Raw genomic sequence first — 354 nt, forward strand, 5'->3', positions numbered from 1 at the left:
CTGCCCGGCACCAAATTCGGATGCGGCATCGCCCAGTGCGGGGCCTGTACCGTGCACCTGGACGGCGCTGCCGTCCGCTCCTGCTCGCTGCCGGTCTCGGCCGTCGGAGACGGGCGGGTAACAACAATTGAAGGTCTTTCGGAAGAGGGCGAGCACCCCGTGCAGCAAGCCTGGCTGGAGCATGACGTAGCCCAGTGTGGGTACTGCCAGGCCGGACAGATCATGAGCGCGGCCGCCCTGCTGGAGTCCAACCCGGATCCTTCAGACGAAGAAATCAAGTCCGCAATGAATGGCAACTTGTGCCGCTGCGGTACCTACCTGAGAATTCGAAAAGCTATCAAAACAGCCGCAAAC

General features: G+C 61.9%; 1 protein-coding gene. It reads left to right on the forward strand.

The window, feature by feature from the left end:
* On the forward strand, nucleotides 1–354 hold a 354-nt coding region (locus ACG2E4_RS18550; protein ID WP_395277521.1), incomplete at both ends, for a (2Fe-2S)-binding protein.

Origin of the sequence: Halalkalibaculum sp. DA384 (assembly GCF_043951955.1) — a bacterium.
GTDB lineage: Bacteria > Bacteroidota > Rhodothermia > Balneolales > Balneolaceae > JAMQKA01.